This is a genomic window from Pseudomonas sp. S2_H01, from assembly GCF_054668305.1.
In genome coordinates this window covers 2,747,998-2,761,241 of record NZ_CP162756.1, presented here as the reverse complement: position 1 = coordinate 2,761,241, position 13,244 = coordinate 2,747,998, and the positions used below count along the sequence as shown (strand labels likewise).

Annotated in this window: 17 protein-coding genes; 11 read left to right on the top strand and 6 right to left on the bottom strand. The window is 60.0% G+C overall.

Annotated elements, in window-relative coordinates; genetic code table 11:
* Positions 1 to 128 precede the first annotated feature (128 nt).
* Positions 129 to 860 carry a C40 family peptidase gene (locus AB4N84_RS12260; RefSeq protein WP_074752382.1) on the top strand — a complete coding sequence of 244 codons (732 nt, stop codon included), beginning with the start codon at positions 129 to 131 and terminating at the stop codon, positions 858 to 860.
* Between the two features lie 138 nt (positions 861 to 998).
* On the opposite strand, the gene AB4N84_RS12255 is transcribed toward AB4N84_RS12260, so the two are convergent.
* Positions 999 to 2,033 (bottom strand): type IV pilus twitching motility protein PilT, encoded by a 1,035-nt coding sequence (locus AB4N84_RS12255; protein ID WP_074752383.1) that lies wholly within the window; start codon positions 2,031 to 2,033, stop codon positions 999 to 1,001.
* Positions 2,034 to 2,087: 54 nt separating this feature from the next.
* On the opposite strand from AB4N84_RS12255, the gene AB4N84_RS12250 reads away from it, so the two are divergent.
* From AB4N84_RS12250 to AB4N84_RS12210, 9 genes are all read left to right on the top strand, one after another.
* The gene (locus AB4N84_RS12250; protein ID WP_460046525.1) at positions 2,088 to 2,774 is read left to right on the top strand and encodes a YggS family pyridoxal phosphate-dependent enzyme; all 687 of its coding nucleotides are present in this window, start codon (positions 2,088 to 2,090) and stop codon (positions 2,772 to 2,774) included.
* Between the two features lie 24 nt (positions 2,775 to 2,798).
* Entirely contained in the window at positions 2,799 to 3,617 is an 819-nt protein-coding gene (proC, locus tag AB4N84_RS12245) for a pyrroline-5-carboxylate reductase (protein ID WP_460046524.1), read from the top strand.
* 10 nt (positions 3,618 to 3,627) lie between these two features.
* Positions 3,628 to 4,218 (top strand): YggT family protein, encoded by a 591-nt coding sequence (locus AB4N84_RS12240; RefSeq protein WP_074752386.1) that lies wholly within the window; start codon positions 3,628 to 3,630, stop codon positions 4,216 to 4,218.
* Between the two features lie 225 nt (positions 4,219 to 4,443).
* Positions 4,444 to 5,583 carry a homoserine O-succinyltransferase MetX gene (metX, locus tag AB4N84_RS12235; RefSeq protein ID WP_460046522.1) on the top strand — a complete coding sequence of 380 codons (1,140 nt, stop codon included), beginning with the start codon at positions 4,444 to 4,446 and terminating at the stop codon, positions 5,581 to 5,583.
* A gap of 7 nt (positions 5,584 to 5,590) precedes the next feature.
* Entirely contained in the window at positions 5,591 to 6,211 is a 621-nt protein-coding gene (metW, locus tag AB4N84_RS12230; protein WP_074752388.1) for a methionine biosynthesis protein MetW, read from the top strand.
* 23 nt (positions 6,212 to 6,234) lie between these two features.
* Positions 6,235 to 6,681: a DUF4426 domain-containing protein gene (locus AB4N84_RS12225; RefSeq protein WP_460046521.1), complete on the top strand. Its 447-nt coding sequence runs from the start codon at positions 6,235 to 6,237 to the stop codon at positions 6,679 to 6,681.
* On the top strand, positions 6,678 to 7,274 hold the full coding sequence (gene rdgB, locus AB4N84_RS12220; protein ID WP_460046520.1) for an RdgB/HAM1 family non-canonical purine NTP pyrophosphatase: 597 nt from the start codon (positions 6,678 to 6,680) through the stop codon (positions 7,272 to 7,274). Before AB4N84_RS12225 ends, rdgB begins: the two co-directional genes overlap by 4 nt.
* The gene (gene hemW, locus AB4N84_RS12215) at positions 7,271 to 8,485 is read left to right on the top strand and encodes a radical SAM family heme chaperone HemW (protein ID WP_074752390.1); all 1,215 of its coding nucleotides are present in this window, start codon (positions 7,271 to 7,273) and stop codon (positions 8,483 to 8,485) included. The genes rdgB and hemW overlap by 4 nt, the downstream gene beginning before the upstream one ends.
* Before the next feature lie 22 nt (positions 8,486 to 8,507).
* Positions 8,508 to 8,831 (top strand): DUF3392 domain-containing protein, encoded by a 324-nt coding sequence (locus AB4N84_RS12210; protein ID WP_062385487.1) that lies wholly within the window; start codon positions 8,508 to 8,510, stop codon positions 8,829 to 8,831.
* A gap of 153 nt (positions 8,832 to 8,984) precedes the next feature.
* Here the strand turns inward: AB4N84_RS12210 and trmB are convergent, their stop codons facing one another.
* From trmB to AB4N84_RS12190, 4 genes are all read right to left on the bottom strand, one after another.
* Entirely contained in the window at positions 8,985 to 9,698 is a 714-nt protein-coding gene (trmB, locus tag AB4N84_RS12205) for a tRNA (guanosine(46)-N7)-methyltransferase TrmB (RefSeq protein ID WP_074752530.1), read from the bottom strand.
* Between the two features lie 55 nt (positions 9,699 to 9,753).
* Entirely contained in the window at positions 9,754 to 10,548 is a 795-nt protein-coding gene (locus tag AB4N84_RS12200; protein ID WP_074752391.1) for a thiazole synthase, read from the bottom strand.
* A 70-nt stretch (positions 10,549 to 10,618) separates the two neighbouring features.
* Positions 10,619 to 10,819 carry a sulfur carrier protein ThiS gene (gene thiS / locus AB4N84_RS12195; RefSeq protein WP_346833124.1) on the bottom strand — a complete coding sequence of 67 codons (201 nt, stop codon included), beginning with the start codon at positions 10,817 to 10,819 and terminating at the stop codon, positions 10,619 to 10,621.
* A gap of 111 nt (positions 10,820 to 10,930) precedes the next feature.
* Positions 10,931 to 11,314 carry a DUF423 domain-containing protein gene (locus tag AB4N84_RS12190; RefSeq protein ID WP_074752393.1) on the bottom strand — a complete coding sequence of 128 codons (384 nt, stop codon included), beginning with the start codon at positions 11,312 to 11,314 and terminating at the stop codon, positions 10,931 to 10,933.
* 79 nt (positions 11,315 to 11,393) lie between these two features.
* On the opposite strand from AB4N84_RS12190, the gene mtgA reads away from it, so the two are divergent.
* The gene (gene mtgA / locus AB4N84_RS12185; RefSeq protein ID WP_460046519.1) at positions 11,394 to 12,104 is read left to right on the top strand and encodes a monofunctional biosynthetic peptidoglycan transglycosylase; all 711 of its coding nucleotides are present in this window, start codon (positions 11,394 to 11,396) and stop codon (positions 12,102 to 12,104) included.
* A 185-nt stretch (positions 12,105 to 12,289) separates the two neighbouring features.
* On the opposite strand, the gene rpoH is transcribed toward mtgA, so the two are convergent.
* Positions 12,290 to 13,144 (bottom strand): RNA polymerase sigma factor RpoH, encoded by an 855-nt coding sequence (gene rpoH, locus AB4N84_RS12180; RefSeq protein WP_062385495.1) that lies wholly within the window; start codon positions 13,142 to 13,144, stop codon positions 12,290 to 12,292.
* Positions 13,145 to 13,244: the final 100 nt, after the last annotated feature.

The following is a 13,244-nucleotide window of genomic DNA, read 5'->3' as shown; positions in this document are numbered from 1 at the left end:
CCCACAATGATGTGACAGTTTTAATGCCGAAACTGACTCCACGGGCAGTAAATTGTTCGACAAGTGGGCTCAGAACCGGTGAAAAAGCTGTTATAAAGTTGCGCGCTGACCACTATGAGCCCTGCCTAATGCGTCCATTTTTCAAGACATGGCTAACTATTTGCCTATTTATGCCATTGGCCGCCCACGCCACCAATCGTGAGCAAGCGTTACCTTCGAGCTTTACGGGTTTTACCGCCAAAACCGAGTCATCGGAAACCGTATCGCGCAACATTGCCGCACAACGCGCAGCAATCGCCGCCCTCGAAGAAACGGCAACCCCGCTTGAGACCTCAAGCAAAAACAGTCGAGCAACCAAGGGCAAGAAGTCCCACAGTTCTCGCAAGATTTCGCAGAACACCGTCGCCCTCGCTAATGCAGGGCAGCCGGGCACCAAGCAAAGCAGCAATGTCGTCAACCGGGCTGTAAAAGCCATCGGTACGCCTTATCGTTGGGGCGGCACCAGCCCAACCAAAGGCTTCGATTGCAGCGGGCTGGTCAAATACGCGTTCAACGACGTGAGCGAAGTGGATCTGCCGCGCACCTCCAACGCCATGGCCGAAGGCCACGGTCAGAAGGTGGACCGCAAAGACCTGAAACCGGGCGACTTGCTGTTCTTCAACATCAAGAGTCGCAAAGTGAACCACGTCGCCATCTACCTCGGTGACGACCAGTTCGTTCACGCGCCTCGCCGCGGCAAGTCGGTGACCATCGATACGCTGAAAAAGCCGTATTGGGACAGCCACTACGTGGTTGCCAAGCGCGTATTGCCCAAGCAGGCGCCGACGCAGAAAGGCACGGTGCGGATCGCACAGCGCTGACAGGCGCCAATCTGTACGACGATGGAAACCTGTGGGAGCGAATTCATTCGCGAGAGGCCGGAACAGCCGATAGAGACTCATCGGATGTACGGGCCAATCGCGAATGAATTCGCTCCCACAGTTGCTTATTGTCAGCAATTAGAAGTTATCCGGCGTTTTCGCTTTCTCGCGCGCGCTTTCCCGGGTGATCAGGCCTTTGCTCACCAGATCCTTCAGGCACATATCCAGTGTCTGCATTCCCAGTGCCCCGCCGGTTTGAATCGAGGAATACATCTGCGCCACCTTGTCCTCACGGATCAGGTTACGGATCGCAGAGGTGCCGATCATGATCTCGTGCGCCGCCACCCGGCCACCGCCCACTTTCTTGAGCAACGCCTGGGAGACGATGGCGTGCAATGACTCGGACAACATCGAGCGAATCATCGACTTTTCCTGAGCCGGGAACACGTCCACGATCCGGTCGATACTTTTTGCCGCCGACGTGGTGTGCAGCGTGCCAAACACCAGGTGCCCGGTTTCGGCAGCGGTCAGCGCCAGCCGAATGGTTTCCAGGTCCCGCAGCTCGCCCACCAGAATCACGTCTGGGTCTTCCCGCAACGCCGAACGCAACGCCTCGGAGAAGCCATGAGTATCGCGATGGACTTCACGCTGGTTGATCAGGCTTTTCTTGGACTCGTGAACGAATTCGATCGGGTCTTCGATGGTGAGAATGTGGTGGTGTTTGTTGGCGTTCAGGTAATCGACCATGGCGGCGAGCGTCGTCGACTTGCCCGACCCGGTTGGCCCGGTGACCAGGACCAGCCCCCGAGGGACGTCCGTAATTTTCCGAAACACTTCCCCCATGCCCAGCTCTTCCATGCTCAGGACCTTCGAAGGAATGGTCCGGAACACAGCGCCTGCGCCACGGTTCTGGTTGAACGCGTTGACCCTGAACCGCGCCACGCCCGGCACCTCGAAGGAAAAGTCCGTTTCCAGATCCTCCTCGAAGTCCTTGCGCTGCCTGTCGTTCATGATGTCGTAGATCAGCGCCTGGACTTCTTTCTGGTCCAGCGCCGGCAGGTTGATCCGCCGCACATCGCCATCGACACGAATCATCGGTGGCAGGCCGGCAGAGAGATGTAAGTCCGACGCGCCTTGCTTGGCACTGAAGGCAAGCAGCTCGGTAATATCCATACAGCTCCTCATCACATAGAATGCCGCAGACTTTAGCCCTGCTGGCGCAAATCAATGTCCACGATAGCAGAGAACATTTCAACGCTCGCAGAGCGAATTCACAACGCAGCGCAGGCGTCCCGGCGCGACCCCGGCTCAGTGGGTCTGCTTGCCGTGAGCAAGACCAAGCCGGCCAGCGATCTGCGCGAGGCGTACACCGCCGGACTGCGCGATTTCGGCGAGAACTACCTGCAGGAAGCCCTCGGCAAACAGACCGAATTGAGCGACTTGCCCTTGATCTGGCATTTCATCGGCCCCATCCAGTCAAACAAGACTCGCGCAATCGCCGAGAACTTCGCCTGGGTACACTCCGTGGATCGCCTTAAAATCGCACAACGCCTGTCCGAACAACGCCCTGCCGATCTGCCCCCACTCAACATCTGTATTCAGGTCAATGTCAGTGGCGAAGCCAGCAAATCCGGCTGCACGCCTGAAGACCTGCCTGCGCTGGCCCAGGCAATCAGCGCCCTGCCCAATCTGAGATTGCGCGGTTTGATGGCAATTCCCGAACCGACAGAAGACAGCGACGAACAGAACGCTGCTTTTGCTGCTGTACGCACCTTGCAAGATCAACTGAACCTGCCGCTGGACACCCTTTCCATGGGCATGAGCCACGACTTGGAGGCCGCCATCGCACAAGGCGCGACCTGGGTGCGGATCGGCACTGCCCTCTTCGGCGCCCGCAATTACGGGCAGCCTTAACCTTTGCCTCACAGGAAATCGTTCATGAGCAAGACCCGTATCGCATTCATCGGCGCCGGTAACATGGCGGCGAGTTTGATTGGCGGCATGCGCGCCCAGGGCGTCGAAGCTGAATTGATCCGCGCCAGCGATCCCGGCGCAGAAACCCGCGAGCGTGTGGCCAAAGAGCATGGCATCACCGTGGTTGCTGACAATGCCGAAGCCATCGAAGGCGCTGACGTGGTGCTGCTGGCGGTGAAACCGCAGATGATGAAAACCGTCTGCGAAGCGCTCAAGCCAGCCCTCAAGCCGAACCAGTTGCTGGTGTCCATTGCGGCCGGCATCACCTGCGCCAGCATGAAGGCCTGGCTGGGCGAGCAACCCATCGTGCGTTGCATGCCCAACACCCCGGCGCTGCTGCGTCAGGGCGTAAGCGGCCTGTACGCCACCGCTGAAGTGACTCACGCGCAACGCCAGCAAGCCGAAACCCTGTTGTCTGCGGTGGGCATCGCCTTGTGGGTCGAGGAAGAAACTCAGATCGACTCCGTGACCGCCGTGTCGGGCAGCGGCCCTGCGTACTTCTTCCTGCTGATTGAAGCCATGACTGCCGCAGGCGTGAAGCTGGGGTTGTCGCAAGAGGTCGCCAAACAGCTTGCCGAGCAGACCGCGCTAGGCGCCGCGCGCATGGCGACCGAAAGCGATGTCGATGCCGCCGAGCTGCGTCGGCGCGTGACTTCGCCGGCGGGCACGACGGAAGCCGCGATCAAATCGTTCCAGGCGGACGGTTTTGAAGCGATGGTAGAAAAGGCGCTTGGCGCTGCCGCACATCGCTCGGCCGAAATGGCCGAAATGCTGGGCAAATAAGGAGCAATTCATGAATGCACTCACCGGCGCCACGATTTTCGTCATCCAGACGCTGATCAGCCTGTACCTGACCATCGTTCTACTGCGCTTCGTGCTGCAACTGGTCAAAGCCAATTTCTACAACCCGCTCTGCCAGTTCGCGGTGCGCGCCACTCAGCCGCTGCTCAAGCCTATCCGCCGGATCGTGCCCAGCGTGTTCGGTCTGGACACCTCGTCGCTGCTGCTGGCCATCGTGATTCAGGCACTGCTGATGGCGTTCGTGCTGATGATGACTTACGGCACCATCGGCGACGTACCGCATCTGCTGATGTGGTCGATCATCGGCATCACTTCGCTGCTGCTGAAAATCTTCTGGGTCGCGATGATCATCATGGTGATCGTGTCCTGGATCGCACCCGGCACGCACAATCCGGCTGCCGAACTGGCCTACCAGATCAGCGAGCCGATTCTGGCGCCGTTCCGCCGCATCATCCCCAACCTGGGCGGCCTGGACATCTCGCCGATCTTTGCCTTTTTGGCGATTCAGGTGCTGCAGTCGTACGTCATGCCTGAGCTGGCTGCCTATGCCGGTATGCCGCAGGAGCTGTGGCGGTTGATCTGACCCCTCCTGTCTGAAGCATGATTTTGTAGGAGCGCGCTTGCCCGCGATAGCAGTAAATCGGGTTCATATCTGATATCTGACTCAACACAATCGCGGGCAAGCGCGCTCCTACGCCCTGCGGGCAGAATCAAAAGCCCGACCGCCAGCGAATTCTAACTTTTAGTTTGTTGCCGCTACCCTGCGCGATCTTTAGACTTACGCCTCATTTCAGCGAGAGCAGGGTCGATGTCCACGGTCTTTCCCGAAGATTCTGTCGGTCTAGTCACGCCGCAAACGGCGCATTTCAGCGAGCCCCTGGCGCTGGCCTGCGGTCGCTCGCTGGCTGCCTATGACCTCATCTACGAAACCTACGGTCAACTCAACGCCGCCAAAAGCAACGCGGTGCTGATCTGTCACGCCTTGTCCGGCCATCATCACGCCGCCGGTTACCACAGCGCCGACGACCGCAAACCGGGCTGGTGGGACAGCTGCATCGGCCCTGGCAAGCCCATCGACACAAACAGGTTCTTCGTCGTCAGCCTGAATAACCTGGGTGGCTGCAACGGTTCGACCGGCCCCAGCAGCATCAACCCGGAAACCGGCAAGCCGTTCGGCGCCGACTTCCCGGTGTTGACCGTCGAAGACTGGGTCCACAGCCAGGCGCGTCTGGCGGACACCCTGGGCATCCTGCAATGGGCGGCCATCGTCGGCGGCAGTCTGGGCGGCATGCAGGCGCTGCAATGGACCATGACCTACCCGGACCGTGTTCGTCATTGCCTGGCCATTGCTTCGGCCCCGAAACTGTCGGCCCAGAACATCGCGTTCAACGAAGTCGCCCGGCAGGCGATTCTGACCGACCCCGAATTCCATGGCGGTTCGTTCCAGGAAATGGGCGTGATCCCCAAGCGCGGCCTGATGCTGGCGCGCATGGTCGGGCACATCACCTACCTGTCCGATGACTCCATGGGCGAGAAATTTGGCCGTGGCCTGAAGAACGAAAACCTCAACTACGACTTCCATAGTGTCGAGTTCCAGGTCGAAAGCTACCTGCGCTATCAGGGCGAAGAGTTTTCCGGCCGTTTTGACGCCAACACCTACCTGTTGATGACCAAGGCGCTGGACTACTTCGACCCGGCCGCGAACTTCAACGACGACCTGGCCGCCACCTTCGCCCACGTCACGTCCAAATTCTGCGTCATGTCGTTTACCACCGACTGGCGTTTCTCGCCCGCGCGCTCGCGCGAACTGGTGGACGCCCTGATGGCCGCGAAGAAGGACGTCTGCTACCTGGAGATCGATGCACCGCAAGGCCACGACGCCTTCCTGATGCCGATCCCGCGCTACCTGCAGGCCTTCTCCAGCTACATGAACCGAATTGCACTCTGAGGACACCATGAGAGCCGACCTGGAAATCATCCAAGACTGGATACCGGCAGGCAGCCGCGTGCTCGACCTCGGCTGCGGTGACGGCGAGTTGCTGGCCTGGCTGCAGAGCCACAAAAACGTCACCGGCTACGGCCTGGAAAACGACGCCGACAACATTGCCCGCTGCGTCGCGCGCGGCGTCAACGTCATCGAGCAGGATCTGGACAAGGGGCTGGGCAACTTCGCCAGCAACAGCTTCGACGTGGTGGTCATGACCCAGGCGCTTCAAGCCGTTCATTACCCGGACAAGATCCTCGACGAAATGCTGCGCGTCGGTCGCCAGTGCATCATCACGTTCCCCAACTTCGGTCACTGGCGTTGCCGCTGGTACCTGGCGAGCAAAGGCCGGATGCCGGTGTCCGAGTTCCTGCCGTACACGTGGTACAACACGCCGAACATCCACTTCTGCACCTTCGAAGACTTCGAGGAACTGTGCCGGGGTCGTTCGGCCAAGGTCATTGATCGGTTGGCCGTCGACCAACAGCATCGTCACGGTTGGGCCAGCAAGCTATGGCCTAATCTGTTGGGTGAGATCGGCATCTATCGGGTCAGCAGCCCGGGTCTGCAGGACCACAAGATCGCCGTGTGACCCCGATAATGAGGAGAATGATCATGGCTCGTCTGATCGCAATGCTCGGCCTGCTGCTTGCGCTTACCGCCCCGGCCATGGCCGCTGACAGTGCCAGCCTGAACCGACAACAGCAGTTTGGCGACGTGATCATTCACTACAACGCCTTTGCGTCGGGACTGTTGCAACCCAACGTCGCCAAGGACAACGGCTTGATCCGCAGCAAAGGACAGGCCGTCATTAACATCGCGGTGATCAAAGGCGACAAGACCGTCACTGCCGACGTCGACGGCTCGGTCGCCGATCTGACCGGGCGCAAGAAAGAACTGAGCTTCAGACCGGTCAGCGAAAACGGCTCGGTCAACTACATCGCCCAGTTCGCTGTAGAGCCCGACAGCTCGGCCACTTACGTCTTCACGATCAACGTCAAAGCGGGTGATGGCGATACGCACACACTCAGCTTCAACCAACAGATTTTCTCGGACCAATGATGAATTTCACCCAGCTCGTACTGGCCAGCCACAACGCCGGCAAACTCAAAGAACTGCAGGCCATGCTCGGTGGCAGCGTGCAACTGCGCTCGATCGGCGAGTTCAGCAGCGTCGAGCCTGAAGAGACGGGCCTGTCGTTCGTCGAGAACGCGATCCTCAAGGCACGCAATGCGGCGCGTATTTCCGGCCTGCCGGCGTTGGCTGACGATTCGGGCCTTGCTGTGGATTTCCTCGGCGGCGCACCGGGCATCTATTCGGCCCGTTACGCCGATGGCCAAGGCGATGCCGCCAACAACGCGAAGCTGCTGGACGCCCTCAAGGACGTGCCGGAAGAACAGCGCGGTGCACAATTCGTCTGCGTGCTGGCGCTGGTTCGCCATGCCGACGATCCCTTGCCCATCCTCTGCGAAGGCCTGTGGCACGGACGCATCCTGACCGCTGCCAGCGGCGAACATGGCTTCGGCTACGATCCGCTGTTCTGGGTGCCTGAGCGCAATCTGTCGAGCGCAGAACTGACGCCGGTCGACAAGAACCAGATCAGCCATCGCGCTCGCGCCATGGCCATTCTGCGTCAGCGTCTGGGCTTGCAATGACCCATGATGCCAACACCCGGCCGCTGATTCTCGGCGCGGCCGGTTTCAGCTCGGAGCAACCGCGTTCTCCTTTGTCCGAACTGCCTCCACTGTCGCTGTACATCCACATTCCTTGGTGCGTGCGCAAATGCCCGTACTGCGACTTCAATTCCCATACTGCCAGCCCCGTGCTGCCGGAGCAGGAGTACGTTGACGCCCTGCTGGCCGACCTCGATCAAGACCTGCCGCACGTCTACGGACGCGAGCTGAGCACGATCTTCTTCGGCGGTGGGACGCCCAGCCTGTTCAGCGCCGACGCCCTCGGGCGCCTGCTCAAGGGCGTTGAGCAGCGTATTCGTTTTGCACCCGACATCGAAATCACGCTGGAGGCGAACCCGGGCACCTTCGAGCAAGTGAAATTCAGCGCGTATCGAGGCCTGGGCATCAATCGCCTGTCCATCGGCATCCAGAGCTTTCAGGAAGCCAAGCTCAAGGCGCTCGGTCGCATCCACAACGGCGATGAAGCCGTTCGCGCCGCCGACATGGCGCGTCAGGCCGGGTTCGACAACTTCAACCTCGACCTGATGCACGGCCTGCCGGATCAATCGCAAGACGATGCCTTGGGTGATCTGCGTCAGGCCATCGCCCTCGCGCCGACGCACCTGTCCTGGTATCAGCTGACGCTCGAGCCGAACACCGTGTTCTGGAATCAGCCGCCGACGCTGCCGGAAGACGACATCCTCTGGGACATCCAGGAAGCGGGCCAGGCGCTGCTCAACGAAAACGGCTACGCGCAATACGAGGTCTCGGCCTACGCACAGTCAGGCCGTGCAGCGCGGCATAACCTGAACTACTGGAGTTTTGGCGACTTCATCGGCATCGGCGCGGGCGCCCACGGCAAGCTCAGCCACCCCGACGGACGCATCGTGCGGACCTGGAAAACACGTCTGCCCAAGGATTACCTGAACCCTGCCAAGTCGTATCAGGCCGGAGAGAAGCTGCTGGCGCTGGACGAAATGCCGTTCGAATTCCTGATGAACGCCCTGCGCCTGACAAAAGGCGTCGACGCTGCATTATTTCAGCGCCGCACCGGTCTAAGCCTCGATTTGCTGGCCAGCGCGCGCCAGCAAGCCGAACAACGAGGCTTGCTGGAGGCCGATCCGGCCCGGCTGGTCGCCACTGCCCGTGGTCAATTGTTCCTCAATGACCTGCTGCAGTACTTTCTTCTTTAAGGCTTAACGCTAAGGACACTGAATGGACCTCGTACTCGACCTGCTGGCCACCGTCTCGCGTTGGAGTCGCAGCAACCTGTCGGAAATCGCACTGGCGTTGGTGGGTTGCCTGCTGATCCTGTTCGGCGCAGACATCAAAGGCTGGATCGAAGGACGCCTGAGCAGCTTTGCCGGCGCCTTGCGCGTGCCGGTCATGGCGTTGCTGTGCACCATCGGCAGCGGCGCGGCACTGATCTACGCCACCCCTTGGGTGGTTCGCGGGCTGAGCCAGTTCAACAACTACAGCCTGGCGCCGGTGTTGTTGGTGGTGCTGGTGTTGATCGGGGTGGTTGCGGACAGAAAGTAATCCACAGAGCCTGCATCGATCTCGACCTGTAGGAGCCGGCTTGCTGGCGAATGCGGTGGGTCAGTCAACATAAATGTGTCTGATCCCACGCATTCGCCAGCAAGCCGGCTCCTACCATGATCGGTGTTCGGCGCTGATGACGGCCGCGTCAGATCAGGCGATCTTCTCGAACTTCAAATCCCAAACCCCATGCCCGAGGCGCTCACCGCGGCGTTCGAACTTGGTGATCGGACGCTCCGCAGGGCGCGGGACGCATTTGCCGTCTTCGGCCAGGTTGCGATAACCCGGGGCGACGTTCATCACTTCCAGCATGTATTCGGCATAGGGCTCCCAGTCGGTCGCCATGTGCAGAATGCCGCCCGGCTTGAGCTTGCTGCGCACCAGCGCGGCGAACTCGGCCTGAACGATACGGCGCTTATGGTGACGCGACTTGTGCCACGGGTCCGGGAAGAACAGCATCAGACGGTCAAGGCTGTTGTCGGCCACGCAGCGGTTGAGCACTTCGATCGCATCGCAATCGTAAACACGCACGTTGGTCAGGCCTTGAGTCAACACGCCGTTCAGCAGCGCGCCGACACCGGGACGGTGCACTTCGACGCCGATGAAATCCTGATCGGGCGCGGCGGCGGCCATCTCCAGCAACGAGTGGCCCATGCCGAAGCCGATTTCAAGGGTGCGCGGCGCTGAACGACCGAACACCGCGTCGAAATCCACCGGCGCATCGGCCAGTGGCAGCACGAACAGGGGCTTGCCCTGATCCAGACCACGCTGCTGGCCTTCGGTCATACGACCGGCGCGCATCACAAAGCTTTTGATGCGCCGATGATGGCTGTCATCGCCCTGCTCTTTACCGTCTTCGTCGTTCATCACTTCGTCGTCCGGAAGTGCATCGGGCTTTTGCGAATCAATCATCAACGGGCTCTTACTTGATCAGACCATCCAGCGGCGAGGACGCGCTGGCATAGAGTTTTTTCGGCATACGACCAGCCAGATAAGCCATACGGCCTGCCAGGATGGCGTGTTTCATGGCTTCGGCCATCAGCACCGGCTGCCCGGCGTGGGCGATGGCCGAGTTCATCAGCACCGCTTCGCAACCCAGCTCCATCGCGATGGTGGCGTCTGAGGCCGTGCCGACACCGGCATCGACCAACACCGGGACTTTCGACTCTTCGAGGATGATCTGCAGGTTGTACGGGTTGCAGATCCCAAGGCCAGTGCCGATGAGACCGGCCAACGGCATGACCGCGCAGCAGCCGATTTCTGCCAACTGGCGAGCGATGATCGGGTCATCGCTGGTGTAGACCATCACGTCGAAACCGTCCTTGACCAGCGTTTCGGCGGCTTTGAGGGTTTCAATCACGTTGGGGAACAGGGTCTTCTGGTCGGCCAGGACTTCCAGCTTCACCAGGTTGTGACCGTCGAGCAGTTCACGGGCCAGACGGCAGGTGCGCACAGCCTCGATGGCGTCGTAGCAACCGGCAGTGTTCGGCAGGATGGTGTAGCGATCTGGCGGCAGCACGTCGAGCAGGTTCGGTTCGCCCGGGTTCTGACCCAGGTTGGTCCGGCGCACCGCGACGGTCACGATTTCGGCGCCCGAGGCTTCAATCGCCAGACGGGTTTCTTCCATATCCTTGTACTTGCCAGTGCCGACCAACAGGCGCGACTGGAAAGTACGACCCGCCACTGTAAACGGCTTGTCGCTACGAACATTGCTCATCGGAAATCCTCTTTACGGTTGAGGTTCTTGCAGTTCTTTCTGGATCGGGGCGCGGGGCGGCTGCGAACGACTAGCCGCCACCGATGGCATGCACCACTTCGACCTGATCGCCTTCGTTCAGCGTCGTGGCGTCATGCTGGCTGCGCGGCACGATATCCAGATTGAGCTCGACCGCGATTCGACGCCCGGCCAGGTCCAGACGGGTCAGCAACGCCGCAACGGTCGCGCCGTCGGGCAGTTCAAAGGATTCACCGTTCAACTGAATGCGCATGCGAAGGGCAGCCATCATTTTAGGGGGCGAGCATTCTAGCCCGATCAGCCGGGATGACCAAGGCAAAGGCGTGCCATTCGTCTCAACCCGGACCTGCGGGTCAGGTTTGCCTTACAGGGTGTCGAGACCCAGCCGCCAGGCGGTCCAGCCGAGAATGAACCAGCCAATCAGAAAGCACAGCCCGCCGATCGGCGTGATGATGCCCAGTTTGCTCACACCGGTCAGCGTCAGCAGATAAAGGCTGCCGGAGAACAGAATGATGCCGAGCGTGAACGCGATCCCCGCATAGGTGACCAATCGACCCTGGATCTGCATCGCCAGCAGCGCCACGCCAAAGATCGCCAACGCGTGAATCAACTGGTACAGCACGCCGGTATGAAAGATCGCCAGGTACTCAGGGCTGAGTCGGTTTTTAAGGGCATGCGCGGCAAAAGCACCCAACGCAACGCCGGTGAATCCAAAGAAGGCGGCCAACATCAGAAACGTTCGTAACATATGCAACTCCAGGCAAAGTCGTTCAATGGCGCGTGGTCTGTATAATGGCCCGCTCAACGGGTTCGGCCAAGCCATCTCTATGCTGCGTTTCCTCCTTCGTCGTGTCGCCAAAGGCCTGCTCTGGTTCGCAGCGGCAAGTGTCGTGCTTGTTTTGATCTTCCGCTGGGTCCCTCCGCCGTTCACGGCGCTGATGGTAGAGCGCAAGATCGAATCATGGTTCGACGGCCAACCCATTGACCTGCAGCGCGACTGGGAGCCTTGGGAGAAGATCTCCGACGACCTGAAAGTTGCGGTCATCGCCGGTGAAGACCAGAAGTTCGCCGAGCATTGGGGTTTCGATATCGACGCCATTCAGGCCGCACTGGTTCACAACGAGCGCGGCGGCTCGATTCGCGGCGCCAGTACGCTCAGCCAGCAAGTGTCCAAGAATCTGTTCCTGTGGTCCGGCCGCAGCTATTTCCGCAAAGGGCTGGAGGCGTGGTTCACCGCGCTGATCGAGGTGTTCTGGTCCAAGCAACGGATCCTTGAGGTCTACGTCAACAGCGTCGAATGGGACGATGGCGTATTCGGCGCCCAAGCCGCCGCGCAGCATCATTTCCATGTCAACGCCAGCCAGCTCTCGATGCAACAGGCGAGCTACCTGGCCGCCGTACTCCCCAACCCGCGCGAATGGAGCGCGAGCAACCCCAGCAGCTACGTGTCGCGGCGTGCGGGATGGATTCGCCAGCAGATGCGCCAGTTGGGCGGGGATGAGTATCTGGTGGGGTTGAATCACAGCCGTAAGTGGTGATGATCATGGACCACGTCGGAGTGTAGGAGCGCGTTTGCCCACGATGGCGGTCTGCCTGACACGTTCATAGGCGCCTGATGAAACGCAATCGCGGGCAAGCGCGCTCCTACATTGAGTGACCTCGCAGCGCGCAAACAAAAACGCCCCGATCGTCTCGGGGCGTTTTTCATTTCAGCGTTCGGCGCTTATGCAGCAATCGACAGCTTGAGCTTGTTCATCGCGCTCTTCTCGAGCTGGCGAATACGCTCTGCGGACACTTTGTATTTCTCCGCCAGATCGTGCAGCGTGGCCTTCTCTTCTGCCAGCCAGCGCTGGTAGAGGATGTCACGGCTGCGCTCGTCGAGGACGTTCAACGCTTCGTGCAGGTTGGCCGTCGAACTGTCGGTCCAGTCGGAATCTTCCAGCTGACGCGCCGGATCGTAACGATGGTCTTCCAGGTAGTTGGCCGGCGACTGGAACGCGCTGTCGTCGTCTGCTTCCGCAGCCGGGTCGAACGCCATGTCGTGGCCGGTCAGGCGGCTTTCCATTTCCCGCACTTCACGTGGCTCAACGCCGAGGCTTTCGGCCACGCGATGCACCTCTTCGTTGTTCAGCCACGCCAGACGCTTCTTCTGGCTGCGCAGGTTGAAGAACAGCTTGCGCTGGGCCTTGGTGGTCGCGACTTTCACGATCCGCCAGTTGCGCAGGATGAACTCGTGAATCTCAGCTTTGATCCAGTGCACGGCGAACGACACCAGACGCACACCCATTTCTGGGTTGAAACGCTTCACGGCCTTCATGAGGCCGACGTTACCTTCCTGGATCAGGTCAGCCTGAGCCAGGCCGTAACCGGAATAACTGCGTGCGATATGCACGACAAAACGCAGGTGGGCGAGCACCATCTGCCGAGCCGCCCCTAAATCCTGCTCGTAATAGAGACTCTCGGCCAGTTCACGCTCCTGCTCGGGCGTCAGCAAAGGAATGCTGTTTACCGTGTGCACATAGGCTTCCAGGTTTGCACCCGGAACCAAGGCATAAGCAGGTTGCAAAGAATTGGTCATACGAAAAAACCTCCGACACATGACTCGTGCAGTTCAGCACTGCGAAATTGACCGGGAACCGCTAAACAAGTTCCCTTAGCTGAAAAGTCAATAGATGAAA

Excerpts from the sequence above, each read along its gene's own strand:
- AB4N84_RS12260 (WP_074752382.1), top strand. The coding sequence starts at position 129 with ATGCGTCCATTTTTCAAGACATGGCTAACTATTTGCCTATTTATGCCA.
- AB4N84_RS12255 (WP_074752383.1), bottom strand. The coding sequence starts at position 2,033 with ATGGATATTACCGAGCTGCTTGCCTTCAGTGCCAAGCAAGGCGCGTCG.
- AB4N84_RS12250 (WP_460046525.1), top strand. The coding sequence starts at position 2,088 with ATGTCCACGATAGCAGAGAACATTTCAACGCTCGCAGAGCGAATTCAC.
- proC (WP_460046524.1), top strand. The coding sequence starts at position 2,799 with ATGAGCAAGACCCGTATCGCATTCATCGGCGCCGGTAACATGGCGGCG.
- AB4N84_RS12240 (WP_074752386.1), top strand. The coding sequence starts at position 3,628 with ATGAATGCACTCACCGGCGCCACGATTTTCGTCATCCAGACGCTGATC.
- metX (WP_460046522.1), top strand. The coding sequence starts at position 4,444 with ATGTCCACGGTCTTTCCCGAAGATTCTGTCGGTCTAGTCACGCCGCAA.
- metW (WP_074752388.1), top strand. The coding sequence starts at position 5,591 with ATGAGAGCCGACCTGGAAATCATCCAAGACTGGATACCGGCAGGCAGC.
- AB4N84_RS12225 (WP_460046521.1), top strand. The coding sequence starts at position 6,235 with ATGGCTCGTCTGATCGCAATGCTCGGCCTGCTGCTTGCGCTTACCGCC.
- rdgB (WP_460046520.1), top strand. The coding sequence starts at position 6,678 with ATGATGAATTTCACCCAGCTCGTACTGGCCAGCCACAACGCCGGCAAA.
- hemW (WP_074752390.1), top strand. The coding sequence starts at position 7,271 with ATGACCCATGATGCCAACACCCGGCCGCTGATTCTCGGCGCGGCCGGT.
- AB4N84_RS12210 (WP_062385487.1), top strand. The coding sequence starts at position 8,508 with ATGGACCTCGTACTCGACCTGCTGGCCACCGTCTCGCGTTGGAGTCGC.
- trmB (WP_074752530.1), bottom strand. The coding sequence starts at position 9,698 with ATGAACGACGAAGACGGTAAAGAGCAGGGCGATGACAGCCATCATCGG.
- AB4N84_RS12200 (WP_074752391.1), bottom strand. The coding sequence starts at position 10,548 with ATGAGCAATGTTCGTAGCGACAAGCCGTTTACAGTGGCGGGTCGTACT.
- thiS (WP_346833124.1), bottom strand. The coding sequence starts at position 10,819 with ATGCGCATTCAGTTGAACGGTGAATCCTTTGAACTGCCCGACGGCGCG.
- AB4N84_RS12190 (WP_074752393.1), bottom strand. The coding sequence starts at position 11,314 with ATGTTACGAACGTTTCTGATGTTGGCCGCCTTCTTTGGATTCACCGGC.
- mtgA (WP_460046519.1), top strand. The coding sequence starts at position 11,394 with ATGCTGCGTTTCCTCCTTCGTCGTGTCGCCAAAGGCCTGCTCTGGTTC.
- rpoH (WP_062385495.1), bottom strand. The coding sequence starts at position 13,144 with ATGACCAATTCTTTGCAACCTGCTTATGCCTTGGTTCCGGGTGCAAAC.